Source organism: Brachyspira catarrhinii (genome assembly GCF_005518285.1).
Classification (GTDB): Bacteria; Spirochaetota; Brachyspiria; order Brachyspirales; family Brachyspiraceae; genus Brachyspira; species Brachyspira catarrhinii.
Window position 1 is genome coordinate 1 of record NZ_SJDU01000318.1, and the last position, 2683, is coordinate 2683.

General features: G+C 33.9%; 1 protein-coding gene. It reads left to right on the forward strand.

Translation table 11 applies throughout. The annotated features are described in order from the left end of the window. Positions 1-128: 128 nt before the first annotated feature. Positions 129-2683: excinuclease ABC subunit UvrA (gene uvrA / locus EZH24_RS09925; protein ID WP_137998988.1), on the forward strand; the 2555-nt coding region annotated here is incomplete at its 3' end.

Genomic DNA, 2683 nt, shown 5'->3' on the forward strand with positions numbered 1-2683 from the left:
ATTTTATGATATAATATATAATAACTTTTGTTTTTATATAAAATCTATGTTATAATATTTTAACTTTTTACTTTAATAATTTTTTATTTTTTTTAATTTTTTAATTAATGTTTTATAAAGGTTTTTAAATGAACGATTCTATTGAAATAAGAGGAGCTAAAGAGCATAACCTTAAAAATATTTCGCTTTCCATTCCGCATAGAACTTTGACGACTTTGACGGGAGTTTCGGGAAGCGGAAAATCTTCTCTCGCTTTCGACACGATATTTAAAGAAGGACAGAGAAGATATTTGGAATCTCTATCGGCTTACGCTCGGCAGTTTTTGGGAGTAATGGCAAAAGCGGACGTAGAGCATATAGAAGGACTCTCTCCCACAATATCAATCGACCAAAAGAGCGTGAATAAAAATCCTCGTTCTACCGTTGGAACTGTGACGGAAATTTACGATTTTTTTAGATTATTATTCGCGCGTCTCGGAACTCCTTACTGTTCAAAATGCGGACATAAAATTTCAAAACAGAGCGAAGACCAAATAGCGCAAACGGTTTTAAGAGATTTTAAAGACAAAAGAATTTTAATTTTAGCTCCGATTGTGCGAGACAGAAAGGGAGAATATAGAAAAGAAATCGAAGATGTGAAAAACGCGGGCTACACAAGAATAAGAATCGACAATATCGTTTATAAATTTGAAGAAAATCAAATTCCCGAACTCAAAAGATACGAAAAACATACTTTAGAAATCGTCATTGATAGAATAAAAACGGAAGACAAACATTTATCGCGCATAACGGACGATATTGAAAGAGCGATAAGAATAACGAAAGGATTAGTCGCTTTTTACGAAGAGCATGAGCTTGAAATCGAGACGGAAAATGAAAATAATAAAGAAAATAAAACTAAAAGAAAAAAAACTAAAATAAGCAAACAATCCGAAATAGACAAATACTACAGATTATACACAACGGAAAGGTCTTGCGCAAATTGCGGGCATTCCATCGCCGACATCGAGCCGAATTTATTTTCCTTCAATAATCCTATGGGAGCATGTTCAGTCTGCGGAGGACTCGGAGTCGAACATATATTTACCGAAAAGCACATAATAAGAGACGAAAATTTGAATATTTACGAAGGCGCTTTAAGTTGTTTCGTTGACGACCATATTGGTTTCGACATGGAATACGGCTTCGAGGAATTGGAAACTATAGCGAAAGTTTATAAAATAGATTTGAAAAAGGCTTGGAAAGATTTGAGCAAAACCGAAAAAAAATATTTGCTTTACGGAACGGATAAAGAAATTAGATGGAGAAAAAGATTTTGGTATCATAGCAAAATAGTCGAGGAAAAAGTCCCGGGAATTTTAACGAGATTAAAGTATGATTATGAAACTTATAAAATGTCATATTATGCGAATTTCATGGACGAAATGGAATGTCCGAAATGCAAAGGAAAAAGAATAAACGAAGACGCTTTAGCCGTTAAATTTGACGGTAAAACGATAGCCGATTTTTCTTCAATGACAATCGAAGAATTATTTAATTATTTTACAAAATTAAAATTGAAACCGAACGAAGAGATTATAGGAAATCCGATTATAAAAGAAATAATTTACAGATTAACTTTTTTGGTTAAAGTCGGGCTTACTTATCTTACGATTGAAAGAGCCTCCCCCACTCTATCTGGCGGAGAATCGCAGAGAATAAGATTGGCATCGCAAATAGGAAGCGGGCTCGAAGGCGTTTTATATGTTTTGGACGAACCTTCTATTGGACTTCATCAATCGGACAATAAAAAACTTATCGAATCTTTAAAAACTTTGAGAGATAAAAATAATACCGTTATTGTCGTGGAACATGATAAAGAAACTATGGAAGAATCGGATTATTTAGTCGATATAGGATTAGACGCTGGAGTTTCGGGCGGCAATATAGTTGGAATTGGAAATTTTGAAGAGTTTATAAAATCGGAAGAATCTTATACGGCAAAATATTTACGCGGAGATGATGATATTCCAATTCCGAAAATTAGGCGGGAAGGAAACGGAAAATTTTTAAAAATAATCGGAGCTTCGCAATTCAATTTAAAAAATATCGATGTCAAAATTCCTTTGGGATTATTTTTAGTGGTAAGCGGACTTTCGGGAAGCGGAAAATCGACATTGATTGACAATATATTAATGAGAGCTTTGCATAATCATTTTTATGGAAAAAACGGAAAAACTTTCAATGTCGGAAAACATAAAAAAATCGAAGGGATTGAAAATATAGACAAGGTTATCGAAGTCGACCAATCGCCTATAGGAAGGACGCCAAGAAGCAATCCCGCGACATATACAAAAGTTTTCTCTCCGATAAGAGATTTATTTGCGGCGACAAAACTTGCAAAAATGAGAGGATACGATAAAGGACGATTTTCTTTTAATGTAAAAACGGGAAGATGTCCGACTTGCGAAGGAGCGGGTTTAATAGAACTTGAAATGCAATTTCTTTCAAATGTTTTAGTTCCATGCGAAGAATGCGCGGGAAAAAGATTCAATGCGGAAACTTTGGATATTAAATATAAAGATAAAAATATTTACGAGGTTTTGGAGTTAACGGTTTCGGAAGCGATAGAATTTTTTGACGGAATAACTTCGATAACTCGAATATTAAAAATAATGGAAGATATTGGACTCGGTTATATAAA